We start from the raw sequence: 18,332 nt of genomic DNA on the forward strand, positions 1-18,332 counted from the left end.
GGCCTCCCTCCGGCACCCACGGCGAATGGACTTGCGGGTCCAAAAACGGCTCGGCACGCTGAAGTCATGGCACTCGACCAGTACTACCTCCTCGGCCGCTCCGGACTGCGCGTCAGCAGGCTCGCGCTCGGCACCATGAACTTCGGCACCGGCGGCTTCCACGCCGCCTACGGCAAAACCGAAGACGAGGCCCGCCCGATCTTCCGCAAGTACCTCGACGAGGGCGGCAACTTCGTCGACACGGCGGACTTCTACACCGCCGGCGAAAGCGAGACGATCCTCGGCCGCCTGATCGCCGAAGCGAACGTGCGCGACCGGGTGGTCCTGACCACCAAGTTCACCAACAGCGTCGACCCCGGCGACCCCAACGCGGGCGGCAACGGCCGCAAGCACCTGATCCGCGCGCTCGAGGCGTCGCTGCGCCGGCTGGGCACCGACTACGTCGACTTGTTCCTGCTGCACACGTGGGACCGGCTCACCCCGGTGGAGGAGGTCGTGCGCACGCTCGACGACCTCGTCCGGGCGGGCAAGATCCGCTACGCGGGCCTGTCCGACGTGCCGGCGTGGTACGCGGCTCGCGCGCAGAGCATCGCCGAGGCGAACTCCCTCAGCCCGATGATCAACCTGCAGCTGCCGTATTCGTTGGTGCAGCGCCAGATCGAGACCGAGCACATCCCGATGGGCCAGGAGCTCGGCCTCGGCGTCACGGCGTGGAGCCCGCTGGCGGGAGGCTTCCTGACGGGCAAGTACCGCGACGGCGGTTCGGGCCGCTTCTCGGATCCCTCTGAGCAACCCTGGACCGAGCGCGACTGGCAGCTGCTCAAGCCGCTGGAAGAGGTGGCGGGCAAGCTGGGCGTGACGATGGCCCAGGTGGCGATCAACTGGGTGGCCACGCAGCCGGGCATAGCGTCGGCGATCGTGGGCGCGAGCAGCGCGGGCCAGCTGGAAGCGAGCATGGCGGCGCTGGACTTCGAGATCCCGCCGGAGCTGCGAGCGATCTTGGACGAGGCGAGCGCACTCCCGCCGGCGTCGGTGTACCGGATGTTCACGGCGCAGTACCAGAACTGGATCGTGACACCGGAAACAAAGGTGGGCGACAAGCCGGCGGGGTACGCCCCGGCGGTGCGAAACTGGTAGCAGGCAACGGGGTTGGTGGAGCGCCGTGCTCCACCAACACCGGGAGTCCCGTTGTGGGATTCCCGAAGTTGGCTTCACCATCGAGTGAACGAGCGCATCGTCTGTCCACAGTGGTCGACATCAGCCGGACGGGTTCCCGTTTCCGGGTGATGCGTCGCGAAATCGTGACGCCGACACTGAGGCCATGCGACCGACGCCCGGCCGAGAGCGATGTCACCTGACGGACCCCTCGATTTCTCCCGCCGCATTCCGCACAATCGAAGGAGACCGAGCACCACGCCAGCGACCGTCGCGGGAGCACGTGCATGGACACGCCGGAACACCCTGATCCGGACGCCGCCCGTGCCGAGCGCAACCGCAGGATGGTGGAAGACTGGCGGTCCGGCGCCTCCATCGCCCAGATCGCCCAGCGGTACGGCCTGTCCCCCAACTGGACCGGCGCCCTGCTCCGGCGGAACGGCGCCGACCTGCCCGAGACCGGCCGCGGGTTCAAGCTGGACCTGGACGCCGATCGGATCGTGACCGCTTACCTCGACGGCGCCACGGTTCGTGAAATCGCCGACGCCCACGAGGTCTCGTACGGAAAGGTGTATCGCTTACTGCAACAACACCGCGTTCCGATGCGTCCACGTGGGGGTCGGCCGACGCAGTGAGTAAACGAACTCCCGCAGGATATCCACCCTCCGTAGCAGTCCACAGTGGACGCCATCGCTCTGTCGTGTGGACTCCTTCACATTGTGCCCCACCGCGGAGCGCGACGCGGTAGACCGGAAGGTCGGGACTGCGGGGAGGGGGAACCGATGGCACGTCCGGGACCGATCCAGCTGCCACCGCCCCCACCCGAAGTCGTCGGCCGCGCTCAGGAACTGGAGCGGCTCGACGCCCTGCTCGAGAGCAAGCGGGAGCATCCTCGGATCGTGGTGCTGACCGGTGTCGGAGGCGTCGGGAAGACGGCGCTCGCCGTGCACTGGCTCACCACTCGCCGGGACGCCTTCCCCGACGGAGTGCTCTACACGAGTTTCGCATCGGCCGCGGAAGACGAAACTCCCGAATCGCCCGACGTCGCACTCCACGGCTTCCTCACCGCGCTCGGCATCCCCGCGGCCGAAATCCCCGCCCGGACCGGTCAGCGCGCCGCGCTGTTCCGCGCCCACACGATCAACCACTCGTTCGCGCTCCTGCTCGACAACGTCGGGTTCGCCGCGCAGGTCCGCGCGCTGCTGCCGGCCGCCCCGACGGCGTTCGTGGTGGTGACCAGCCGCTCGCAGCTCAGCGGGCTCGGCTTGGACGGCGCCGACATCATCCCCGTCGAGCCGCTCGGGGACGGCGCCGCGCGAGCGCTGCTGGACGCCCGCGCCGGTCACGGCCGGCTCGACAGCGATGCCACCGCCACCCGGGACATCCTGCGCGCTTGCGGCGGCCTTCCCCTGACGATCGCGGTCGTCGGTGCCCGCCTCCGGGCTCGGCCCGAGCGGAGCCTCGCCCGCGAAGTCCGCGGCCACGAGGCGGCGGGCGCCCGGCCCCACCGGGCCGTGTTCGACGCCGCGTACGCCTCGCTCACCCCGGGCGCGGCACAGGTCTACCGCCTCTGCGGGCTGCTCCCCGGGCCCCACGTGGCGCTCGACGCGCTGGCCCACGTGCTTTCCACCTCCGTCGAAGCCCTCGACTGGCGAGTCGACGAACTGGTCGAGGCCAACCTGGCGAGCGAACACGACGACGTCGTCAACCGGCACGACGTGGTCCGCGCCGACGCCCGGACCCGGAGCGAGCGCGAGATGGCGCCCGAGGAACGGCTGGCCGCGTTGTCCTCGTTCACCCGCTGGTACCTCGGCCGGGCGCTCGCCGCGGACGAGCTCATCCACCCTTTCCGGCCCCGTTTCGCCGCGTCCGGCGAGCCGGCCGCCGGGAGCTTCGACGACCGGGACCGGGCGATCCGGTGGTGGCGCCGTGACCAGCAGGTCATCCGCGCTGTCGCCCGCGAAGCGGCTGCACGGGGCTGGGACGCCGAAGTGTGGCAGCTGGCCGAGGCTTCTTGGGGGTTCTTCCTCCACAACCGCGACTACGAGCCTTTCCTGGCCCTCAGCGCGCTGGGCGTCGACGCCGCCCGGCGGTGCGGCCTGCCGCTCGTCGAGGCGCGGCTGCGCAGCCAGCTCGGGTTCGCGCTGGACCAGCTGGGCCGGTTCGCGGAAGCCGACGCCGAGCACGCCGTCGCGCTCGAGATCGGCGAGCGGGAGAACGACGGGCCCACCCGGGCGACGGCCGTCTCCCGGCTCGCCCGGGCGGCCCGCCGTCGCGGCGACCTCGAGGAGGCGCTCCGGCTGTACGCGCGAAGCGCCGATCTGCACGCGGAGATCGGCCGGCCCCGGGGCGTCGCGCTCGCCCGCCGCCGCCGGGGCGAGGTGCTCATCGAGCTGAACCGGGACGAGGAGGCCGCGGCGGAGCTCACCGCGGCCGCCGCGACCATGGCCGCAGCAGGTGACGCCAACCAGCACGCCAGGGCGGTCACGGCGCTCGCGCGCCTCCACGACCGCCACGGCCGGTACGACCTCGCGAGGAACCGGTTAGTCGACGCACTGGACGTCGTCCGCGGCCTCGATTCGCCGTACTACACCGCGGAGGTCCTCGCCGTCCTGGCCGACCTGGAGACCCGCCACGGCGACCTCGAGCAGGCGCACGAGCACCGTGCGGAAGCGCGGCTGCTCTACACGAGGGCCGGGGATCCGCGAGCCACCGAGCTGGAGTGACCAGGAGGCGGCGGGGCGCGCACCCCCGGCGTTCGTCCTCGCGAAGACCGCCGCCGCCTCGAACCACGCCACCGCCGCCACCGCGCCGGGCAGCTCGAAGGCCGCACGGTGGGCGGCGACCAGCGCGGCGCCCGGGGAGCCGTGCACGCCGGCCAAGACGACGTCGGCACCCGGCGGCCAGGCTGCGGGAGCCAGCCCCGCGTCGACCACCAGCAACGGCGCCCGGGACGCGGCCGGTACCCGGATCCGCCAGACGCCCGGGGCGAGTGGGCCGGTCACGCGGCCCACCCCGGCAACGGCCGAGGGACCGGCAACGGCGGCAGCATCGCCGGGCCGTCCGGGATCGGCAGCTCCAGCACCCGGTACATCGCGTCCCGGAGGATTTCCGCCGATCGGTCCGGGCGGGAGGTGATCGCCGCAGTCGCGGCGACGGCGAGCCGGCCGGCCCGCATCCTCGCGGCCTCGGCCTGCTCGGGCAGCGGGCGTGCCCAGTCGAGGGGCACGGTGTGCGCGCGCACGACGTCGGCGACGCTGCCCTCCTGCGGCTGCCCGCAGGACGGCGCGAGAGTCACCGGGCACCCGGTCGCCGCGGCGTAACCCGTGGTCGACCCGTGGTCGCCGATCACCCAGTCGGCGGCGAGCATCGTCGCCTGCCAGCCGGACTCCGGCGGCACCAGCAGCAGCCCGCAGGCCACGGCCGCGGACAGCCACGCGCTGACCTGCCGGCGCCCGTGGACGGCCCACACGTTCGGGTGAAGCACGCCCGCAACCGCGAACCGCTGCGCGGGCAACGCGTCCACCACGGACCGGTAGAGCTCCGGCAGCCGGCCGAACGCCGAATCGGTGAACCACGTCGTGCTCACCACGACCAGCCGCCGGCCGGGCGTGACGCCGAGGGCGTGCCGGTACACCTCGCGCAGGTGCCGGCTCGCCCGCATCCGGTCGAGGCAGATGTCGCCGGCGACCACGGCGTTCGGCACCGCTTCGGCGCACCGCTCCCGCAGCAGACCGACCTCCTCGTCCGTGCCGAGTCCCAGTACCGCGGGCAGGACGCGCCCGCGGAAGGTGAGCAGTTCCCGGTCGACGCCGGTCGTGCGCTCGCTCGCCTCGCCGGCCTTCCGGCTGTGCGTGCGGGGCTTGATCCGCCCCGCACCGTGCCCGACCAGGAGGATGGGCCCGTGCACCTCGGCGAGGTGGCGGTGACTGGCCGCGAGCACGAGGTCGAACCGGTGCGCGACCGCCTGGGCCCACGGCAGGACCAGGCCGTGCAGGCCACGCACGAACTCCTCGACGCCGTGCCACCGCTCGGTCGTGTGCGGCACCGTGAACACGACCTGCACCCGGAGATCGGTCTCCAGGAGCGAAACCACGTCCAGCAGGCGGGTCCCGGCGGTCACCGTCGGCACCACGACCAAGACCGTGCGGCACCGCGGCCGCGTCACCCGCGTGCCGGCGTCGAGCCCGACCGGACCCCGTACCCACAACTGGGCTGCCATTCTTCGTCCCCCTCGACATCGTCGTGTCGTTGACGGACGGAGCATGACGAGCGCGTCTGCCGATCCCCTTCCCGGCGGCGGACAAACGGCGGACATCCCCTGGCCGGATCGTGGACACAAACGATCGTTACCACGCCGTCGTCGCCGTTTCACCGAAACGATGCAAAGCTGGCGACAGGGAGAGGGAAGGGCTGTGAAATGGAGATCGCCTACGGGATCCTCGGGCCGACAACGGTGCGGATAGCCGGGGAACCGACCGGCGACTGGGGATCCCGCCAGGCGCGTCACCTGCTCGCCGCGTTCCTGACCCAACCGGGAAAACGCTTCTCGCCCGACCACTTGATCGCGTGGGCGTGGCCTGACTCGGCACCGCCGGGCAACCCGAAGGATGCCCTGTACAAAGCGGTAACCCGGCTGCGCCAGGCGCTGGAAGCCACCGACTGCCCGCCGGCGATCCGAAACGTCAACGGGGGCTACCTGCTCGATGTCGACCCCGAAACCGTCGACTTCTTCCGGTTCAACGACGAAATGCGCAAAGCCCGGCAATCGAGCAGTGCCGGCGACCATGAAAATGCATGCTTGATTGCACGTGCAGCGCTCGAGCTCTGGCGGGACGAACCGCTTTCCGGAATGACGAGCGAACCCGCCCGGAATTGGCGGCGCGCCAGTTTGGCGGCGGACTGGGGCCCGGCCTACGGTTTCCTCGCGGCCGAACTACTGGCCGTCGGCCGGCCCGAAGAATCGCTGCGGCACCTGACCGGTGTGCCGCCCGAACACGCGACCGAACCGGCGTTCGTGAAGCTCCGCATCGCCGCGCTCTACGCGCTGGGCCAGTCCCACGAAGCCCACGCCTACTTCCTGACCGCGCTCAAGGGCTACGAACAGGAGGGCGACGGGGAAGCGGCGGCGGACCTGCAGGCGCACCACGCCCGGATACGGCCGGCGGTGGCCCGTCCCCGGCCGGTCCCGCCACCCGGTCCCGCCCCCATTCGAGTCGGGCTCCCGCGCAACCTCCGCGGCCTCCTCGGGCGTGCCGACGCGCTGGCGGCGCTCGACCGGCACCTGCTGTCGCCGGACCACGCGCCCGCCGCGATCGTGAGCGGACCGCCGGGGATCGGAAAGACGAGCCTCGCCGTGCACTGGGCGCACCGCCGCGCGGACCGGTTCCCCGGCGGCATCCTCTGCGTCGACCTGCAGGGGTTCGGGCCGGCTCCGGCACGCGAGACCGGCGAGGTGGTCGACCTGGCCCTCACCGCGCTCGACTACCCCATCGACCACCTGATCAGCCCGACCGCCCGCGCCGCGCGCCTGCGCGCCCTGCTCGAACAGAAGAAGCCGCTGCTGGTCGTCTTCGACAACGTGGGCGGCTCCGAACAGGTCGACGAACTCGTCGACATCGTCGAGTCGTGCACCGTGCTGCTGACCTCGCGCAGCTCGCTCCACGCGCTGGCGCGCCGGCACGACCTCCCGACGATCAAGCTCGGCCACCTCGACGACGAGACGTCGCTGACGTTGCTGAGCAAGCGCATGCGCGGCCGCGCCGAAGAGGAGCCGGACGCGGCTCGTGCGCTCGCGCGGCTCGGCGACGGTCTTCCGCTCGCCCTCACCCTGCTGGCGCAGCGCGCCGCCAGCCGTCCCGGCGTCAGCCTCGGCACCATGCTCGAGGAGCTGCGGGATTCGGACACGCTGCTGAGCATCGGCGACGACGGTGACGACGCGGGCCTGCGCAGCACGTTCTCCGCGACCTACCAAGCGCTCGATCCCACCGCCCAGGAAGTGTTCCGCCTCTTCGGCCACCACCCCGGCCCGGAGATCCAGGCCGGCACGCTGCTCTCCGCGAGCGGGCACCCCCGAGCCGCCACCCGGCGCGCCCTCGAGAACCTCGTGGCCTGGCACCTCGTCGAACAGCCTGGCGAGCCCGACCGCTACCGGATCTTCGACATCTTCCACCGCTACGCCCGCACGCTGACCGCCGTCGACGACCCGCGGCCCCTTCGCCGGCTGCTTTCGCACTACCTGCAGACCGCCGCCCGGGCCCACCTCACCGCCCACCCGTACGGCAGCAGGCCACCCCTCATGCCCGCCGAGCCCGGCATCGTCCCCCTCATCTTCGACTCGGCCGCGGCGGCCATGCGATGGGGCGTCCGCGAGCGCGGCAACCTGTCCGCGATCATCCGCGAAGCCGAGCACCGCGGGCTCTTCGACTACGCGGTCGCCCTCCCCCATCTCCTTTCCGACACCTGGGAGCGCCACGGGTGTCACACGGACATGGCGCAGGGGCTCGCGACCGCGGTGCGTGCGGCCCGCGCCGCGCACGACGTCATGGGCGAGGCGGCCTCGCTCAACGACCTCGGCGAGCTCCAGCTGATCCTCGGCAATGGGCCGAGGGCCCGCGCCCACCTGGCCCTCGCCCGGGAGCTCGCCATCGAGTACGGCCATGCCGTGGGTGTGCTGACCGTCGACATCAACCTCGCGCGCCTCCACCGGAACGCGGGCGAGCACACCGACGCCATCGCCCTGTTCGAGCAGTGCGTCGAGCACGCGCGCCGGATCCCCGACCCGGTCCGGGAAGCCAAGGCGGAGCAGTACCTCGCCGACACGTTCGCCGACCTCGGCCGGCATCGCGAGGCGTTGCCGCACTACCACCGGGCCCTGCACCTGCGCACCGTCCTCGGCGACACGGCGGGGCAGACCGCGACCCACACCGCACTGGCCGCCCTGCACACGCGGGAGGGGCGGCTGGAACTCGCCCACATGCACTGCCAGCAGGCACTGGCCGGCCTCGGCGAGCGGGACGACCTCACCGACCGCATGAAGCTCGGCACCGTGCGCGCCCGGCTCGCGCACGCCGAAGGCGATGCCCGTCGAGCACTCCGGCTGGCCTGGGAAGCCGTCGACCTGGCCCGGGAGGCGCACACCGCCACCGGGCAAGCGCGCGCACTCGAAACGCTCGGCGATCTCCTGCGCAGCTTGCGCAATCCCCAAGGCGCGGTCGAGGCGTGGACGGACGCCGTCGCCTTCTACCGCGGCCGCGGCCGGGACGCCAAGGCGGACCGGCTCCAAGCCCGCATCGACGCATTGTCCGTCGACCTCGCCGCGCTCATCCCCGGCGCCCGTCGCGGCGACGAAGACACCGTCGCCATGCCCAGCCCGCCGCGGAAAGCCCGGAGCAACCACTCCTAACGGGTGAACCCGTATCGCGGCTTGCCTCGTGCCCTCACCCTTGCGAGCCCACGTGTGTGCAGCTCGGTGAAGATCGTCGATTGCTTACTACTGTGAGTGGTCTTCCGTCATCGTTCCGCAACCTTGCCAGGCGACTCACGGCTCCCTACGCTGCCGGTTGATCCAACCTCTGTAGAGGTGCGCGGGTCAACCCACGAAGTAAGACAACTCTCCAGGGAGCAAGCACGTGCCCGACCCCACGACCGTCGCCGCCATCGCCACCATCGCACTGTTGGTGGTCAAGAACTGGTGGCGCTGCTGACGCAACGTGACGGTGGTGCCCCGTGACGATCGCCGGGGCACCACCCGATCCCTCGTCAGGCCGTGGTGCCGGCGACCACCTCGCCGCCCTGGACGATGTGGCGGAAGTGCTTCGGCTCGGCCAAAACTCCGATGTCCGCCAGGGGATCTCCGTCCACCACCAGCAGGTCCGCGTGCGCGCCCACGGAGAGGGTGCCGATTTCACCCGTCAGGTTCAGCAGGTCGGCCGCTGTCGAGGTCGCCGAACGGATGACCTCCAACGGTGGCTGGACTTCGCCGCGCAGGCGGAACTCGTGGTTCTGGTGGCGGTGCATGCCGCCCAGCAGGTCCGTTCCGTAGACCAGCTTCACGCCGCCGCGGGCCGCTCGATCCAGGGCCGCAAGGCCCGCGCCCAGGACCTCGTCGACCTTGCGCCAGCTCGCTTCCGGGAGGCCGTGCTCGCGGCCCTCCTCCTTCAGCGCCCAGTACGTCACCAGCGTCGGGACCAGGTAAGCGTCCTGGGACAGGAACAGCGAAACGCTGCGGTCGTCCAGCAGGTTGCCGTGCTCGATCGACCGGACGCCCAGTTCCAGCGCGCGGTTGACCGCCCGGGCGGTGTACGCGTGCGCCGCCACGTACCGGTTGGCCGCCGACGCCTCCTCGACGATCGCGCCCAGCTCCTCCGCCGAGTACTGCGTCGAGTCGATGCGGTCGGTCGGGGACGCGACGCCGCCCGAGGCCATCACCTTGATGTGGTGGGCGCCCTTGCGCAGCTCGTCGCGGGCGGCCGCGCGGACCGCGTCGACGCCGTCGGCCACCCGGCCCAGGCCCGCGCAGCAGGGGTGGTCGTCCTTCGCGTGCGTGCCGCGGGTGCGGCTGTCGCCGTGGCCGCCCGTCTGGCTCAGCGCGCGCCCGCAGAACAGCAGCCGCGGCCCGCGGAACAGCCCGTCCGCCTGGGCGTCGGCCAACCCGTAGTCGGCGCCCGAAGCGTCGCGGACCGTGGTGAACCCGCGGTCGAGCATCCGGCTCATCGTCCGCGCGGCCTGAGCGGCCACATAGGACGGTGACGACGACGAAAGCGAGCCCAGGTCCGCCGTCGACGCCGTGACGTGCACGTGCGCGTCGACCAGCCCGGGCAGCACGACCGCGCCGCGCACGTCCAGCGTGGGCACGTCGGCCGCGGTGAGACCCGGCCCCACTTCCACGATCCGGCCGTCGGCGGCACGCAGGTCGCCTTCGGTGTATTCGCCGGACAGCGGGTCGAGCAGCCGGGCGTTGCGCAGCAGCAGGGATCCGGTCACCGGTTCTCCTTCTCCAGGTCGAGCAGGGCCGACACGGCCAGCGGCGTCAGAGATTCGGCCACCACCACCGCATCCTCGTCGTAAGCGCCTTCCGCGTCGAGGATGTTGAGCACCCCGAGCGTCCGGCCGTCGGCGATCACCGGCACGTTGATGATCGAGCCGCAGCCGAGGCTTTCGATCAGGTCGTGGTCGGCGAAGATCTCGCGCACCGCCGCGCGGTCCGGCCCGAAGTACGGCTCCTGGGCCGTGATGCAGCGATCGAGCCAGCCCGCGGCGACCTCGACCGTCTTCTCCCCGCCCACCGGGTACTCCGCGGGGTGGCTGCTGTGCACGCGGCGCAGCGCGTTGCGTTCGGGCACCCACGCGAGCACGGTGAACAGCCGCACGCCGATCGCGTCGCGCACCCGTTCCTCCACAGTGGACAGACTCACTTCGTCATCTCCTTCGCGACGGCCTTCGGCGCGCCGTGTTCGGTCAGTTCTTCCAGGGACCGGCCCGCGGTGGACAGGCCGAAGACGAGCACGCAGAGCACCCCGGCCGCCAGCACCGCCGTCGTCATGCCGAAGACGCCGGCGAACCCGAGGCTCGCCGAGGACAGGCCGATGATCGTCGGCGCGAGGATGCTGCCGACCCGGCCGAACGCGCTGGACAGGCCGGTACCGCTGGCGCGGATCCAGGTCGGGAACACCTCGGGCGTGTAGGAGTACACCCCGGCGTAGGTGCCGTTGAGGAAGAACGACAGCACCGCCCCGGCGAGCGTGATCGACCACGGCGCGCTCGTCTGGCTCAGCCAGAACGCGCTCACGGCGGAGCCCGCGAGGTACAGCGCGATGGTCTGCTTGCGGTCGAGCCGTTCGGACAGCCACGCGGCGGAGAAGTACCCGGGCACCTGGGCCAGGTAGATGATGATCGAGAACTCGAAGCTCTTGGTGACCGTGATGCCGCGTTCGACGAGCAGCGTCGGGATCCACGAGAAGAAGCCGTAGTAGGAGAACGTGATCACGAACCAGACGACCCAGATCACCGCCGTCCGGCGCCGCATCGCGGGGCTCCACAGGAACTTCAGCGCGCTGAACAGGTTGACCTTCGGCGTCTCGGTGGCCGGCTGCGCGTCGGCGGGCGGCACCGGCGGGAGCGCCGCGCGGGTGGCCTTCTCGACGTCCCGTTCCATCTTGGCGACGACGGTTTCGGCTTCGGTGACCCGTCCCTGCGCGAGCAGGAACCGCGGCGACTCGGGCAGCGACCGCCGCCACCACAGCAGCATCACGATCGGCAGCGCGGTGACCAGCTGCGCGACCCGCCAGCCCTCGCCGAACGACGGCACGACGAACCGCCCGATCAGCGCGGCCGCGACGAACCCGAAGGAGAAGAACCCGGCGAGCGCGCCGACGAACCAGCCGCGGCGCTTGGCCGGCACGAACTCGGACAGGAACGGCGCGATGATCGCGCTTTCGGCGCCGGCACCCGCCCCCGCGAGCACCCGGGCGCCGAGGAAGACCTCGTAGTTGGGCGAGAAGGACGCGATGACGGAGAACAGCGCGTAGAACGCCAGCGCGTACATCATGACCTTCTTGCGGCCGATGCGGTCGCCGAGCAGGCCGGCGGCGATCGCGCCGAAGAGGAAGCCGAACGGCGTCGCGGAGCCGATCAGCCCGAGCTGGCCGTTGTCGAGTCCCCACGCCGCCTTGGCGCTGGGCAGCAGGAAGGCGACGACCGCCGAGTCCATGCCGTCGAAGGTGTAGCCGAGCCCGCCGATGAGCAGCAGTTTGTAGTGGGGCCGGCTGAGCGGCAGCCGATCCAGTCGTGCCAGCAGGGTCATGGGGGAACGCCTTCCGTGTCCGGGCGCCGGGGAGTGCGGACAACGTATACTGCGTTTTCGCAGTTTTGCAATGTTCATTGCAAGTCGACACCCCTGCGTTACGGTTCACCCGACCCGAGGGAGGGACGAGTGGCGGAGACCGACGACGGTTTCGAGGCGTGGCTGCGGGACCGGCTGCCCGAGCGCGGGCTGCGGCCGAAGTCGGCCGCGGTGCTGGAGGTCCTCGTCTCCCAGCCGAGGCGGGCGTCCTTCGGCTCGACGGCCGAGCTGGCGCAGCTCGCCGGCGTCAACGTCGCGACCGTGACGCGCACGGCGCAGGCGCTCGGCTTCGCCGGCTGGCCGGCGTTGCAGCAGGAGCTGCGGGCCCGGTACATGTCGTCGCTGAGCGCGCCGCAGGTCGCCGAGGAGCACCGCGGCGTCGACTCGCCGGGCTCGGCGTCGCTGCGCCGCGACCTCGACAGCCTGGCGCTGCTGAACCGGCGGTTCGACGAAGAGGTCATCCGCGAGGTCGCCCGCGCGGTCGCGGCCGCCCGCCGGACGCTGGTGATCGCCGACGGCAGCTACGCGGCGGTCGGCATCGCCTTCGCGCACAACGCGCGCCTCGCCGGCTACGACGTCCACGCGGTGACGGCGGGCGACGCGGAACTCGCCAACCAGACGGCGAAACTGACGTCCGACGACGTCCTGGTGGCCATCAGCTTCTGGCGCCTGTACGAGAGCACGGTCCTGGCGGCGAACGAGGCGAAGAGCCGCGGCGCGCGCGTGTTCGCCGTGACGGACGCGGCCAGCCCGGCCCTGGCGGGCGCGGTCGAGCAGGTGCTGATGGTGCCGGCCGAGGGCGTGACGTTCTTCCCGTCGCTGACCGCGGGCATGGCGCTGGTCCAGGCGATCGTCGCCCAGCTGGCGGCGGTCGACCCGGCGCGGACGAGCGAGTCGATCGAGGCCGCGGAGGCGATGTGGTCGCGGTTCGACCTGCTGCACCGCCGCCCGTCGGCCAAGCCTGTGTGAGCTGGGTCACTCAGCAACGGTTTTCCGCTCCCCCGGTGGTCTCGATCCGGTCCGCATCGACCACCTCGGGAGAGCCCATGTCCACCCCATCCACCGCTGTCGTCACCGGGGCCGGCCGCGGCTTCGGGCGCGCCATCGCCGCCGCGCTCGTCGCCGGCGGCCGTACCGTCGTCGGGATCTCGCGCACCTCGAGCCAGCTCGACGCCGTGCGCGACGAGCTCGGCGCGCGGTTCGTCCCCGTCGCCGCCGACGCGACCGACGACGCCCTCGCCGTGAGCGTCCTGCGCGAACACCGGCCGGACCTGCTCGTCCTCAACGCCGGCGCCGTGCCGCACATGGCGCCCGTGCACGAACAGACCTGGGAGACCTTCAGCCGCAACTGGCACGTCGACACCCGGCACGTCTTCGCCTGGACGCGCGCCGCACTCCGGGAGCCGCTCGAAAAGGGCAGCGTCGTCGTCTCGATGTCGAGCGGGGCCGCCCTCGGCGGGTCGCCGCTCAGCGGTGGGTACGCGAGCGCGAAGGCCGCGATCCGCTACCTGCGCGCGTACGGCGCCGAGGAGTCGGAGCGCGCCGGGCTCGGCCTCCGGTTCGCCACGCTCCTGCCGCAGCTGACGCCCACGACGGGTCTCGGCACGGTGGGCGTCGAGGGCTACGCCGCGCGCTCCGGCGTCGACCGCGACGCGTTCGTCGCGAAGATGGAGTCGGTCCTGACGCCGGAGCAGGTCGCCAAGGCCGTCCTCGAGGTCATCGACGGCGACGCCGCGGAGTACCAGGTCAGCGGCAGCGGCCTGCGTACGCTCTGACTGCCATGACCGACTTCGCCGCGCGCACCGAGCAGTTCCGGCCCGAGCTGCTCGCGCACTGCTACCGCCTGCTCGGCTCGATCCACGACGCCGAGGACCTCGTGCAGGAGACGTACCTGCGGGCGTGGCGCGCGTTCGGCGGGTTCGAGGGCCGCTCGTCGGTGCGGCGCTGGCTGTACAAGATCGCCACGACGGCGTGCCTGACGGCGCTGGAAACCCGGGCCCGGCGGCCGCTGCCGTCGGGGCTGGGCGCGCCGGCCGACGACCACCGGGTCGCGGTGGCGGCCGCGGACCCGGCGGTGCCGTGGCTGCAGCCGATCCCCGACGCGCTCCTCGACCCGGCGGCGGTCGTGGCCGGACGCGCCGGGGTGCGGCTGGCGTTCGTCGCCGCGCTGCAGCTGCTGCCCGCCCGGCAGCGGGCGGTGCTGACCCTGCGGGACGTGCTGGCGTTCGGCACCGCCGAGGTCGCCGAAATGCTCGGCACGACCCCGGCGGCGGTCGACAGCGCGCTGCGCCGGGCCCGCGGCCGGCTGGCCGAGGCGGGCCCGGTGCAGGAGGACCTGGCCGAGCCGACTGGGCGCGGGCGGCTGCTCGACAGCTACGTGGAGGCGTTCGTCCGGGCCGACGCGGGAGCGCTGGTGACGTTGCTGCGCGCGGACGTCGAGCTGGAGATGCCGCCGATCCCGACGTGGTTCACCGGCCGGGACGCGGTGGTCGGGTTCTTGAGCCACCGGGTGCTGCGGCCCGGGGCTTGGCGATTGGTGCCGACGCGGGCGAACGGCCAGCCGGCGTTGCTGGAGTACGAGAAGGCGAGCGACGGCCGGTTCGCCGCGCACGGGGTGCAGGTGCTGACGGTGGTCGGCGGGCGGATCGCGCGGATCACCGCGTTCAACGACGCCACGCTGGTCCCGGTGTTCGGCCCGGCCCCGACGCTCACGGGAGAGCACGGGCGGCCATGATCCGGGCGGGTCCCGGCCGGCGGGGATTCCGGCCGGGACGCCGTACCTAGGAGCGGCCGCCGTCGGGCGTGCTCATCCGCTTCGTGAAGCGGGCCGCGACGTCGCGCAGCTTCGTGTTCGTGTGCTGCGACTCGACGATCAGGCGCTGCATCGCCGCGTCCTCGCTCGCCCGGTGGATGAGCATCAGCATGCCCTTGGCCTGCTCGATCACCGCCCGCGTCTCCATCGCGTTGCGGAGCTCGTCGGCGAGCCGGCGGGCCTCCCGGTAGCGGCGGGTCAGCCGCAGGACCGTCTCCACGCACAACGTGAACAGCCGCAGCACCTTCGTGTCGAACTCGTGGTAGCCGTGCGCGCCGAAACCGAACAGCGTGATCGCCCCGACGAGCGTGTCGTCCACGCGCAGCGGGACGGCCAGGTAGCTGCCCACGCCGAGCTCCTTGGCCGCGAGGACGAACTCGGGCCACCGGTCGCCGGTGTCGCCGACGGCGAGCCGCACGACCTCGCCCGTGAGCGCCGCGAAGAGCCCGGGCCCGTCGCCCGCCGCGTACTGAACATCGTCGATGCGCCGGGCACGCTCGTCGGTGAAGGCCGCGGTCTGCGTCACGCCGTCGCGGACCACGACGATGCTCGCCAAGTCCGCGTCGGGCACCACCCGGACCGCTTCGCCGCACACCGCGTCCAGCAAGCCTGGCGTGTCCGAGACCGATTCGAGGACCCCGACGAGATCGGCCAGGACGGCGTTCAGCTCGTCGACCCGCTCCGCCATGGCGTCGCCAGTGGTCGGCAAGATCCACCCCTTCCCATGCGTCAAGCGGCGAGCAATGGGAAAGAGCTCGCCAGCAGCGTCAACCGAGACCACCGCTGGCGTTTCAACGGGTCCGGGAGAACTCTACCGGCCGCGCGCGTGCGGTTCGGCGAGGGCCGCGCCGCGTAGCCCGGGAGAATGCTGGACGCGATGGTCGGCGGCCGGAGTTCCCCCGGTTGGCGGACACGACCTCGCACGAGCCGGCGGACCGGCTGCGCGCGCGACGCGGGGCCGGCCGGGTGCCGGCGGCGCGGCGGGCGAACCGCACCGGCGCTCGCGTGAGCCGGCCGAGTCGCTGCGCACGCGCGAAGCAGGCCAGGCGAGGCTGCCCGGCCGGCCGTGTGCCGGGCGGCGCGACGGGCGAACCGCACCGGCCCGGGTTTGTCGCCCCTCCCGCCGGGTAAGCGGCCGGCACAGGGGGCAGGTAGAGGAGGCCGTCATGGCCGAACAGGAGAACCACCACGGCTGGGCACCGGACGTCTCGGGCGATGACCCGACGGCGGCCGCGGCCGGGGACAAGGCCCGGGAGGCGAGCGGTTCACGCGGGTCCGGAGTCGCATCCGAGGGGACGACGTCCCCGACCGACATGGCTCCGGACTCGAGCGACAGCGGCCGCCGCGGGGCCGAGGAGATCGCGGCCGACGAAGGCCGTGACGCCGAGGGCCGCAAGGGCGCGTCGCAGCGTCCCTACGGCTCAGCGGACTGACGGCCCGGCTGAGCAGCCCCCGGTTTCCACGCTAGCGGAGGGCACCGACGGAATCGGCGCCCTCCGCGCGCGGCTGCCCGGGTTGTCCACAGCCCCTACCGGGCTACGGCCTGCCAGCGCTGGTTCGGGCCGTTCGTCGGCCGGTACAGCCCGATCCGGGCCCCGTCGTCGCGGGACTCGCCCGTGACGTCCAGCAGCTGACCGCTCGCCGCGTTGACGAACGTCCACGTCCCGTCGCCCGTCGTCGACAGCGTCCACTGCGCCGCCGCGTCCGGCGTTCCCGGCGGGGCCAGCGTCACCGCGCCGCCCGCGGTGCTCAGGACCTCGCCCGTCGCCACCGACGCGATCGAGAACCGGTCGCGGTTGCCGTAGCGGCCGGTGCGGTCGGTCAACGTCCAGCGCTGCGCGGCCGCCGACGCGTCCGTCATGCGCTGGACCAGCGTGCCGTTCTCCGCCGACAGCGACTTGCCGCTCTGCACGCCGGTGAACGTGAACGGCTTGCCCGAGCCGAGCCCCGTCCCCGCGGCCGTCGACGACACGCCGTTCACCAGGAACGTCGTCACCGACCGCGCCGGGACCCGCAGCGTCGCCTTCGCCGACGTCACCCGCACCGGCTTGCCGCGGCGCAGCGCACCCGAGACGTCGGTGACGACCGGCGTCACCGAGGCACCCTGCCGGACGCACCCGAAGGCGGACAGGTCCAGCGTGACGTCCTGCTCCGCCGTTCCCGAGTTGACGTGGACCACCGACGACAGGTCGTCGCCGCGCAGCGCGGCCGTCGAGGCGGTGTCGTTCGACGCGATCAGCCGGTCACCCGGACGGATGTAGTGGGTGAAGTTCCGCATGGTGTTGAACTTCGTATTCGTCCGAATAGGACAGTCCGAAGTGGTGCAGTTGAACGGAACCTGGATCTCGCCCCAGTTCATCCCGGCCGCCGACTCCCCGCCCGGCTTCATGTTGTCGTAGTCCTCGATCGGCTGCCAGCTGACCCACGCGCTCGGCTCCAGCAGGCGCAGGTCGTCGGTGATCTGGGACGCCAGCCCGAGCCCGGGGTCCATGCTGGTGAAGTCCTGCCGGTCCAGCCAGCTGCCGCCGACCTCGCTCATCCACAACGGCTTCGACGCGCCCTTCGCCAGGTCGCGCGGGATCGGCCGGTTGCCGGTGCCGTAGGTGTGCACGTTCAGCCGGCCCGCCGCCGCCCGCGCCTCGGCCGACCAGCCCGCCCAGTCCGCGGCGAAGATGTCCGGGTTGGTCTCGTCGGGCGCGGAGACCACCTTCCCGGGCAGCGCCGCGGCGATCGCCGGGATCAGCTGCGCCTGGACGGCCGGCCCGATGTGCGCGCCTTCTTGGCGGCCGCCGGTCGGGTTCCCATCGGCGCCGAGGGTGGTCCTCCAGTAGTTCGTGTTCGGCTCGTTCAGCGGGTCCACGGACGAGAACTTGATGCCGTGGGCCCGTTCCAGCGTGCGCACGACCTGCGCCAGGTACGCGGTGAAGTCGCCGATCTTGTCCGGGCGCAGCTGCTCGTCGGTGGCGGTGAAGCCGCCCGAGACGTACCCCGACACGGTCTGGAAGTACGGCGGCGAGTTGCTGAACGCCTCCCACTTCGTGACGCGGTTCTTGATCTTGTCGACCCACCAGCGCTGGTTCGGGTCCGCGGACTTGTCGAACTCGGCCGGGTCCCCCGGCGTCCACCAGTCCTTGTCGGCGCGGGTCGTCCCGGCGGGCGCCTTCCACCAGCCCGGCACCGCACCGCCGGGACGCAGGTACGCGGGGACGTCCGGGGCGTTGCCGCCGCCGATGTTGTACCGCGCGATGTTCAGGTTCAGCCCGTCGGGCCCGAAGACCAGGTCCGCCAAGCGGTTCCGGACGGAGTCGGGGTAGCCGCCGGTCGCCTCGGCCATCCACGCCAGGCTCGAGCCCCAGCCTTCGAAGGGCTGCTGGCGATAGGTGGGATCGGGCCGCACGGTGACGGCAGTGGCCGCGGAAGCGGGTGCCGCGGCCACCCCCGTTGCCACTATCGGTACACAAAGGACGGTCAGCAAACGCCGCAGGTTCATCGTCGAACTTGCCCTTCGTTCGGTGGGGACTT

14 protein-coding genes are annotated in these 18,332 nt (G+C 72.2%); 8 read left to right on the forward strand and 6 right to left on the reverse strand.

What is annotated here, in order from left to right; translation table 11 throughout:
- Positions 1–66 precede the first annotated feature (66 nt).
- From ACIRSS_RS11405 to ACIRSS_RS11415, 3 genes are all read left to right on the forward strand, one after another.
- Positions 67–1,137: an aldo/keto reductase gene (locus tag ACIRSS_RS11405; RefSeq protein WP_400893619.1), complete on the forward strand. Its 1,071-nt coding sequence runs from the start codon at positions 67–69 to the stop codon at positions 1,135–1,137.
- Between the two features lie 305 nt (positions 1,138–1,442).
- Positions 1,443–1,790 (forward strand): helix-turn-helix domain-containing protein, encoded by a 348-nt coding sequence (locus tag ACIRSS_RS11410; protein ID WP_400893621.1) that lies wholly within the window; start codon positions 1,443–1,445, stop codon positions 1,788–1,790.
- A 147-nt stretch (positions 1,791–1,937) separates the two neighbouring features.
- Positions 1,938–3,881, forward strand: a complete 1,944-nt coding sequence (locus ACIRSS_RS11415; protein ID WP_400893623.1) for an AAA family ATPase — start codon at positions 1,938–1,940, stop codon at positions 3,879–3,881.
- A gap of 275 nt (positions 3,882–4,156) precedes the next feature.
- Here ACIRSS_RS11415 and ACIRSS_RS11420 read toward each other — a convergent pair whose 3' ends face one another.
- Positions 4,157–5,377: a hypothetical protein gene (locus ACIRSS_RS11420; protein ID WP_400893625.1), complete on the reverse strand. Its 1,221-nt coding sequence runs from the start codon at positions 5,375–5,377 to the stop codon at positions 4,157–4,159.
- A gap of 198 nt (positions 5,378–5,575) precedes the next feature.
- Between ACIRSS_RS11420 and ACIRSS_RS11425 the strand changes: the two genes are divergently transcribed.
- Positions 5,576–8,560, forward strand: coding sequence for an AfsR/SARP family transcriptional regulator (locus ACIRSS_RS11425; RefSeq protein ID WP_400893627.1), 2,985 nt, complete (start codon positions 5,576–5,578; stop codon positions 8,558–8,560).
- Positions 8,561–8,916: 356 nt separating this feature from the next.
- On the opposite strand, the gene ACIRSS_RS11430 is transcribed toward ACIRSS_RS11425, so the two are convergent.
- Genes ACIRSS_RS11430 through ACIRSS_RS11440 form a run of 3 tightly spaced genes read right to left on the reverse strand, consistent with a single transcriptional unit; the run spans position 8,917 to position 11,959 of the window.
- Positions 8,917–10,140 carry an amidohydrolase family protein gene (locus tag ACIRSS_RS11430; protein ID WP_400893629.1) on the reverse strand — a complete coding sequence of 408 codons (1,224 nt, stop codon included), beginning with the start codon at positions 10,138–10,140 and terminating at the stop codon, positions 8,917–8,919.
- Positions 10,137–10,571 carry a GAF domain-containing protein gene (locus tag ACIRSS_RS11435; protein WP_400893631.1) on the reverse strand — a complete coding sequence of 145 codons (435 nt, stop codon included), beginning with the start codon at positions 10,569–10,571 and terminating at the stop codon, positions 10,137–10,139. The genes ACIRSS_RS11430 and ACIRSS_RS11435 overlap by 4 nt, the downstream gene beginning before the upstream one ends.
- Positions 10,568–11,959 (reverse strand): MFS transporter, encoded by a 1,392-nt coding sequence (locus ACIRSS_RS11440; RefSeq protein WP_400893633.1) that lies wholly within the window; start codon positions 11,957–11,959, stop codon positions 10,568–10,570. The genes ACIRSS_RS11435 and ACIRSS_RS11440 overlap by 4 nt, the downstream gene beginning before the upstream one ends.
- A 129-nt stretch (positions 11,960–12,088) precedes the next feature.
- Between ACIRSS_RS11440 and ACIRSS_RS11445 the strand changes: the two genes are divergently transcribed.
- From ACIRSS_RS11445 to ACIRSS_RS11455, 3 genes are all read left to right on the forward strand, one after another.
- Positions 12,089–12,967 (forward strand): MurR/RpiR family transcriptional regulator, encoded by an 879-nt coding sequence (locus tag ACIRSS_RS11445; RefSeq protein ID WP_400893635.1) that lies wholly within the window; start codon positions 12,089–12,091, stop codon positions 12,965–12,967.
- Between the two features lie 77 nt (positions 12,968–13,044).
- On the forward strand, positions 13,045–13,773 hold the full coding sequence (locus ACIRSS_RS11450) for an SDR family oxidoreductase (protein ID WP_400893637.1): 729 nt from the start codon (positions 13,045–13,047) through the stop codon (positions 13,771–13,773).
- Positions 13,774–13,778: 5 nt separating this feature from the next.
- Positions 13,779–14,732 carry an RNA polymerase subunit sigma-70 gene (locus ACIRSS_RS11455; RefSeq protein ID WP_400893639.1) on the forward strand — a complete coding sequence of 318 codons (954 nt, stop codon included), beginning with the start codon at positions 13,779–13,781 and terminating at the stop codon, positions 14,730–14,732.
- A gap of 46 nt (positions 14,733–14,778) precedes the next feature.
- Here ACIRSS_RS11455 and ACIRSS_RS11460 read toward each other — a convergent pair whose 3' ends face one another.
- Positions 14,779–15,498, reverse strand: a complete 720-nt coding sequence (locus ACIRSS_RS11460) for an ANTAR domain-containing response regulator (RefSeq protein ID WP_400897406.1) — start codon at positions 15,496–15,498, stop codon at positions 14,779–14,781.
- Positions 15,499–15,976: 478 nt separating this feature from the next.
- On the opposite strand from ACIRSS_RS11460, the gene ACIRSS_RS11465 reads away from it, so the two are divergent.
- The gene (locus ACIRSS_RS11465; RefSeq protein WP_400893641.1) at positions 15,977–16,243 is read left to right on the forward strand and encodes a hypothetical protein; all 267 of its coding nucleotides are present in this window, start codon (positions 15,977–15,979) and stop codon (positions 16,241–16,243) included.
- Positions 16,244–16,338: 95 nt separating this feature from the next.
- Here the strand turns inward: ACIRSS_RS11465 and ACIRSS_RS11470 are convergent, their stop codons facing one another.
- A complete protein-coding gene (locus tag ACIRSS_RS11470) occupies positions 16,339–18,300 on the reverse strand; it encodes an RICIN domain-containing protein (protein ID WP_400893643.1) in 1,962 nt (653 codons plus the stop codon).
- Between the last annotated feature and the right edge of the window lie 32 nt (positions 18,301–18,332).

The sequence above is a fragment of the Amycolatopsis sp. NPDC101161 genome (genome assembly GCF_044768185.1).
In the GTDB taxonomy this organism is placed as follows: Bacteria; Actinomycetota; Actinomycetes; order Mycobacteriales; family Pseudonocardiaceae; genus Amycolatopsis.